Source organism: bacterium (genome assembly GCA_020440705.1).
GTDB lineage: Bacteria > Krumholzibacteriota > Krumholzibacteriia > LZORAL124-64-63 > LZORAL124-64-63 > JAGRNP01.
In genome coordinates, this window is record JAGRNP010000167.1 from 1 (window position 1) to 6,564 (window position 6,564).

Sequence of the window (6,564 nt, forward strand, 5' to 3'; positions counted from 1 at the left end):
CGGCGCCGCCGGCGGCAAGCGTCCCCGCCGGCGTCCGCTCCCCCGCAAGGGCCGCCCCGCGGGCGGGCGCACGCGCCTGGACGCCGCCGAGACGGCTGGCAAGCCGGCCCGTCGCACCAAACCCAAGCGGCGCAAGTGATTTGAAGGCCCTTGCCGACCCCCGGGCCGCCGCCCGCCGGAGACGCCCGTGACCGGTTCGCCCGCTCGCCCCGCCCCGCCCACGGCCGCCGTGCTGACCACGGTGCTGACCATCTCCGCCCTGTACGCGCCGCAGCCCCTGCTGCCGGTGCTGCAGGCGGCCTTCGGCGTCTCGCGCGAGGCGGCCGCGGCCCTGACCACGGTCACCTTCGTGCCGCTGGCCCTCGCGCCCCTGGCCTACGGTCTGCTGCTCGAGCGGGTGCCCGCGGCGCGCGTGCTGCAGGTGGCGGTGCTGGCGTTGGCGGCTAGCGAGTTCGCCTTCGCGGCGGCCGACGACTTCGCCGTGCTGCTGGTGCTGCGTGTCGTGCAGGGGCTGCTGATCCCGGCGCTGCTCACCGCGGCCATGACCTTCCTGTCGCGCCGCGCCCGCACCGGCGGGGCGCCCCGCGCGCTGGCCGTCTACGTGGCGGCGACCATCGTCGGCGGCTTCCTCGGCCGGGCCGTGTCCGGCGCCCTGGCCGCGGCCTGGGGCTGGCGCGTCAGCTTCGTGGTGCTGGGGGTGAGCCTGCTGGCGGTGGCCGTCGGCCTCGTCCGCCTGCCCGGCGACGCCCCGCCACCGGCCTCCGGGCGCCGCACGGTGGGGCTCGGCGCGCTGCTGCGGCGGGCCGACCTGGCCCGCGCCTATGGCCTCATCTTCACCGTCTTCCTCGTCTTCGCCGCGATCATGAACTTCCTGCCGTTCCGGCTGACCGAACTGCGACCCGACGCGGATCCGGCCCGCATCGGGGCCATGTACGCGGGCTACGTCATGGGCGTCGTCTCCTCCCTGGCCGCGCCGGCCGTGGTGCGGCGCCTGGGCGGCGAGCGCCCGGCGATCCTGCTCGGACTCGGCGTGCTGGTGCTGGCCCTCGCCGGACTCGCCGCCGGGTCGGTGCCGGTGCTGGGAGCGAGCATGTTCGTGTTCTGCGGGGCCATGTTCCTGGTGCACGCCACCGCTTCCGGCCTCGTGAACCGGCTGGCGGCGGTGGACGAGCGCGGCCGGGCCAACGGTCTCTACGTGGCCTTCTACTACGGCGGCGGGGTGGTGGGCTCGTTCGCGCCCGGCTGGGTGTACCGCCACGGCGGATGGTCGGGCTTCCTGACGGCGCTGGCCGGGGTGGCGGTGGTGGCCTGGCTGGTGGCCCGGCGCCTGCCCGCGCGATTCGATCTGGCCGTGCCGGCCGAATTCGGCGACCATGTGCGCTGAATCATCACAGCGCCCCAGCACCCGGGAGTGGACATGCCGGAACTGATCGCTGCCCCCACCGTCATCCAGGCGGCGGGCAACAAGCCCAAGCTCATCGAGGAGTACGCCGGCCGGGTGAACAGCGGGCACACGTCCGTCAGCGTGGCCCGCATGGTCGGCCCCGAGGGCTGGATCGAGCCCGGACAGACGCCGGAGTTCGAGGAGATCACCGTGGTGCTGGCGGGGCTGCTGCGCGTCGAGCACGCGGACGGTCACCTCGATGTCCGCGCCGGCCAGGCGGTCGTCGCCCGGCCCGGCGAGTGGGTGCGCTATTCCTGCCCGGAACCGGGCGGGGCCGAGTACGTGGCGGTGTGCCTGCCGGCGTTCGCGCCGGACACGGTGCACCGCGACGAGGAGTGAGCCGAGTCGACGCAGCCCGTGGTCCGTCCCCTGCCGGCGGGCCCCGCAACAACCTGGACCGGGCATCCGCCCCCCAACCCGAACCGGAGACAGACCCATGACGCACATCGCCCGCAGATCCATCGCCCTGGCGCTGGTGACCCTCCTGGTCGCCGCCGCCGGATGCGCCAGCATGAGCAACCAGGACAAGGGAGTCCTCATCGGGGCCGGCAGCGGCGCCGCCATCGGCGGGGTCATCGGCAGCCAGTCCGGCAACACGGCCGTGGGCGCCATCCTCGGCGCCGCCATCGGCGGCGTGGCCGGCGGCCTCATCGGCGACTACATGGACGACCAGGCCGAGGAGATCCGGCGCGACCTCGACGGCGCCACCGTCGAGCGCATCGGCGAGGGCATCAAGATCACCTTCGACTCGGGGATCCTCTTCGACGTCGACCGCTCCGAACTGCAGCCGGCGGCGCGGACGAACCTGACCAAGCTGGCCGGGATCCTCAACAAGTACGACGACACGGAGATCCTCATCGAGGGCCACACCGACGCCACCGGCAGCGCCGAGCACAACATGGCGCTCTCGCGCAACCGGGCCGACTCGGTGGCCCGCTACCTCGAGGGGCAGCAGGTCATCCCGACCCGGTTCACCCTGATGGCCTACGGCGAGGAGCAGCCGATCGCCGACAACACCACGACGGCGGGCCGCGCGGCGAACCGGCGGGTCGAGCTGGCCATCATGGCCAACGACAAGCTGAAGAAGGAAGCGGAGCGGAAGGCCGGCTAGCCGGCTCCGGAGCCGGGGAGGTCGGAGTGGACCCGATCTCCCGCTGACGCTATCATGGGCGCGCGGCCGAACGGTCGCGCGCCGCCCGTTTCTGCGCCCCGCCCGGCGCCCGTGGCCACCGACGAAGAGGGAGCGATGAAGAGGATCACCAGCAGGATCAACCCCGCCGACGCCGCGTTCCGCGAGAACGACCGGCGCAACCGGGATCGGACCGCAGCCCTGCACGAGCTGCTGGCCGACATCCGGCAGGGGGGCAGCGACAAGGCCCGCGAGCGCCACACCTCGCAGGGCAAGCTGATGGTGCGTGACCGCATCGAGGCGCTGCTCGACCCCGGCTCGCCCTTCCTCGAGCTCTCCCCCCTGGCCGGACACGGACTCTACGACGGCGGCGCCAAGGCGGCGGGCCTGGTCACGGGCGTGGGGCAGGTGCACGGCCGTCAGGTGATGATCGTCGCGAACGACGCCACGGTGAAGGGCGGCAGCTACTATCCGGTCACGGTGAAGAAGCACCTGCGGGCGCAGGAGATCGCGCGCGAGAACCGGCTGCCCTGCGTCTACCTGGTGGACTCGGGCGGCGCCTTCCTGCCCATGCAGGACGAGGTCTTTCCCGACCGCGAGCACTTCGGCCGCATCTTCTACAACCAGGCGACCATGAGCGCCCTGGACATCCCCCAGATCAGCTGCGTCATGGGCCTGTGCACCGCCGGCGGCGCCTACGTGCCGGCCATGAGCGACGAAGTGGTGATCGTGAAGGACCAGGGCACGATCTTCCTCGGCGGACCGCCCCTGGTGAAGGCGGCCACCGGCGAGGAGGTCACGGCCGAGGAGCTGGGTGGCGGCGACGTGCACACGCGCATCAGCGGCGTGGCCGACCACCTCGCCAACGACGACGCCCACGCCCTGCGCCTGCTGCGCGACGTGGTCGAGAACCTGGGCCCGACCCACACCGCACGCACGCCCTGCGCCGTGCCCGAGGCGCCCCACTACGATCCGGACGAGCTGTACGGCGTGGTGAGCCACGACCCCAAACTGCCCTTCGACATCCGCGAGGTCATCGCCCGCATCGTCGACGGCAGTCGCATGCACGAGTTCAAGCCGCGCTACGGCACGACCCTGGTGACGGGGTTCGCGCGCATCCACGGCTACACCGTGGGGATCGTCGCCAACAACGGCATCCTGTTCAGCGCCGAGGCCCTCAAGGCGACCCATTTCATCGAGCTGTGCAACGCGCGGCGCATCCCGCTGGTCTTCCTGCAGAACATCACCGGCTTCATGATCGGCAGGCAGTACGAGCACGGTGGGATCGCGAAGGACGGCGCCAAGATGGTCAACGCCGTCAGCAACAGCACCGTGCCGAAGTTCACGGTCGTGGTCGGCGGCAGCTACGGCGCCGGCAACTACGGCATGTGCGGCCGCGCCTACCAGCCGCGCCTGCTGTTCATGTGGCCCCAGGCCAAGATCTCGGTCATGGGCGGCGAGCAGGCCGCGGGCGTGCTGCTGCAGGTGAAGAAGGACCAGCTGGCGCGCCACGGCGAAACCCTCAGCGCGGCGCAGGAGAAGGAGATCGTCGACCCGATCCTCGCCAAGTACGAGCAGGAGGGCCACGCCTACTACAGCAGCGCCCGCCTGTGGGACGACGGCGTGATCGATCCGGTCCAGACCCGCGACGTGCTCGGCCTCGGCCTGGCCATGTCGCTCAACGCGCCCATCGACGACGTCCGGTACGGCGTCTTCCGGATGTAGGGGGAGCCATGGCGATCCGCCAGCAGGCCGCCGGACGCGTGCTCGTCGTGACGATCGACGCGCCGGACGTGCGCAACGCCTTCGACAAGGCGACGATCGCGTCGCTGCGGGCCCTCTTCGAGGAGCTCGCCTTCCGCGACCCCCTGCCGCCGACCGGGGGCGAGGTCGGGCCCGGCGGCCGCCACCGGCCCCACGCCGTGGTCCTGGCCGCCACGGGCGCGGTGTTCTGCGCCGGGGCCCACCTGGGCGAGATGAAGGAACTCGGTGCGGCCGACTACCAGGAGAACATGACCGCCGCCCTGGACATGGGCGCCATGTTCCGCGCCGTGCGCGCCTGCCCGGTGCCCGTGGTGGCGCGGGTGCAGGGGCCGGCCTACGGCGGCGGCGTGGGGCTCGTGGCGGCGTGCGACATCGTGGTCGCCGCGCCCGAGGCGCGGTTCTGCTTCAGCGAGGTGAAGCTGGGACTCGTGCCCGGCGTGATCTCGCCGCTGGTCGTGGCCCGCATCGGCGGCGCGGCGGCGCGGCGCCTCATGCTCACGGCCGAGATCTTCGACTGCGACGAGGCCCACCGCATCGGGCTGGTCGACGTGGCGGCCGGCCCGGGGGGCCTCGACCAGGCCGTGGCCGGGGTCGTCGACGCCCTGCTCGCCGCCGGGCCCCAGGCCCTCGGCTTCTGCAAGGCGCTGCTCGAGGGCGTCGCGTCGCTCGGCTACGCGAAGAGCGCCGAGTTCTCGGCGCGCATGATCGCCGAAGCCCGCACCAAGCCCGAAGCCCAGGCCGCGTTGCAGGCCTTCTTCGCCAGGCAGCCGGCGCCCTGGGCGAGCGACGAGGAATGGACCCTGCCCCCGCAACCGGACGAGGACGAGCGATGAGCAACGAGCAGTTCGAGACCGAACGTCCCATCAGCCGGGTGCTCGTGGCCAACCGCGGCGAGATCGCCGTGCGCGTGATCCGCGCCTGCCGCGAGCTCGGCCTCGGCACGGTGGCCGTGTGCTCCGAGGCCGACCGCGACGCCCTGCCCGCCCGCCTGGCCGACGTGGCGGTGGTGATCGGTCCGGCGGCGCCGGCGGAATCCTACCTGCGCGGCGACCGCATCATCGCGGTCGCCCGCGAAACCGACGCCGACGCGGTGCACCCGGGCTACGGCTTCCTGGCCGAGAACGCGGCCTTCGCCCGGGCCTGCGGCGAGGCGGGGCTCGTGTTCATCGGGCCCTCGCCCGACGTCATCGCGAAGATGGGCGAGAAGACCGCGGCCCGGGCGATCATGGAGCAGGCCGGGGTGCCGGTCGTGCCCGGGGCGTTGCTGCCGGCGCCGGACGCCGACGGCAGCTATCCGGCCGCCGCGGTGCAGGCCGTGTGCGACGGCGTGGGCTACCCGCTGATGATCAAGGCGGCCTTCGGCGGCGGCGGCAAGGGCATGCGCCTGGTGACGTCGCCCGACCGGGTGGTGGCCGCCTGCGAGGCGGCGGCGCGCGAGGCCCGGGGCGCCTTCGGCGACGGCACGGTGTACGTGGAGAAGTTCATCGACCGGCCGCGCCACGTGGAGTTCCAGGTCTTCGGCGACCGCCACGGCAACCACGTGCACCTCTGCGAGCGGGAGTGCTCGATCCAGCGCCGGCACCAGAAGATCATCGAGGAGTCGCCTTCGCCGGCCCTCGACCAGGCCCTGCGCGACCGCATGGGGGCCGCGGCGGTGGCCGCGGCCGCGGCGGTGGACTACGAGGGCGCCGGCACGGTGGAGTTCCTGCTCGGCCAGGACGGTGCCTTCTACTTCCTGGAGATGAACACCCGGCTGCAGGTCGAGCACCCGGTGACCGAGCTGGTCACGGGCGCCGACCTGGTCCGGGCGCAGATCCGCGTGGCCGAGGGCCGGCCCCTGCCCTGGCGGCAGGAGGACATCCGGCCGCGGGGTCACGCCATCGAGTGCCGGTTGTACGCCGAGGACCCGGCCCGCGGGTTCATGCCTTCGCTGGGCAGGCTCCTCGTGCTGGACGAGCCGTCGGGCCCGGGCGTGCGCATCGACAGCGGCGTGCGCCGGGGCGACGAGGTCTCCATGCACTACGACCCCATGATCGCCAAGCTGAGCCTGCACGGGGACGACCGGCGGGCGGCGATCGACCGGGCGGTGGCCGCCCTGCGGCGCTACGCCGTGCTGGGCGTGACGACGAACATCGCCTACCTGCTGGCGATCCTGCAGCACGAGGCCTTCCGTGACGGTGCCCTGCACACGGGGTTCCTCGACGAGCACCTGCCCGACTGGCACGAC

6 protein-coding genes are annotated in these 6,564 nt (G+C 73.0%); all 6 read left to right on the forward strand.

What is annotated here, in order from left to right:
• The first annotated feature begins 229 nt into the window (after window positions 1-229).
• On the forward strand, window positions 230-1,384 hold the full coding sequence (locus KDM41_16660; GenBank protein MCB1185058.1) for an MFS transporter: 1,155 nt from the start codon (window positions 230-232) through the stop codon (window positions 1,382-1,384).
• A gap of 33 nt (window positions 1,385-1,417) precedes the next feature.
• Entirely contained in the window at window positions 1,418-1,783 is a 366-nt protein-coding gene (locus KDM41_16665; protein MCB1185059.1) for a cupin, read from the forward strand.
• A 97-nt stretch (window positions 1,784-1,880) separates the two neighbouring features.
• Entirely contained in the window at window positions 1,881-2,555 is a 675-nt protein-coding gene (locus KDM41_16670) for an OmpA family protein (GenBank protein ID MCB1185060.1), read from the forward strand.
• Window positions 2,556-2,690: 135 nt separating this feature from the next.
• A complete protein-coding gene (locus KDM41_16675) occupies window positions 2,691-4,298 on the forward strand; it encodes a methylcrotonoyl-CoA carboxylase (protein MCB1185061.1) in 1,608 nt (535 codons plus the stop codon).
• 8 nt (window positions 4,299-4,306) lie between these two features.
• Window positions 4,307-5,170, forward strand: a complete 864-nt coding sequence (locus KDM41_16680) for an enoyl-CoA hydratase/isomerase family protein (GenBank protein MCB1185062.1) — start codon at window positions 4,307-4,309, stop codon at window positions 5,168-5,170.
• On the forward strand, window positions 5,167-6,564 hold a 1,398-nt coding region (locus KDM41_16685), incomplete at its 3' end, for an acetyl-CoA carboxylase biotin carboxylase subunit (protein ID MCB1185063.1). The genes KDM41_16680 and KDM41_16685, both read left to right, overlap by 4 nt.

Excerpts from the sequence above, each read along its gene's own strand:
- KDM41_16670 (MCB1185060.1), top strand. The coding sequence starts at position 1,881 with ATGACGCACATCGCCCGCAGATCCATCGCCCTGGCGCTGGTGACCCTC.
- KDM41_16665 (MCB1185059.1), top strand. The coding sequence starts at position 1,418 with ATGCCGGAACTGATCGCTGCCCCCACCGTCATCCAGGCGGCGGGCAAC.
- KDM41_16680 (MCB1185062.1), top strand. The coding sequence starts at position 4,307 with ATGGCGATCCGCCAGCAGGCCGCCGGACGCGTGCTCGTCGTGACGATC.
- KDM41_16675 (MCB1185061.1), top strand. The coding sequence starts at position 2,691 with ATGAAGAGGATCACCAGCAGGATCAACCCCGCCGACGCCGCGTTCCGC.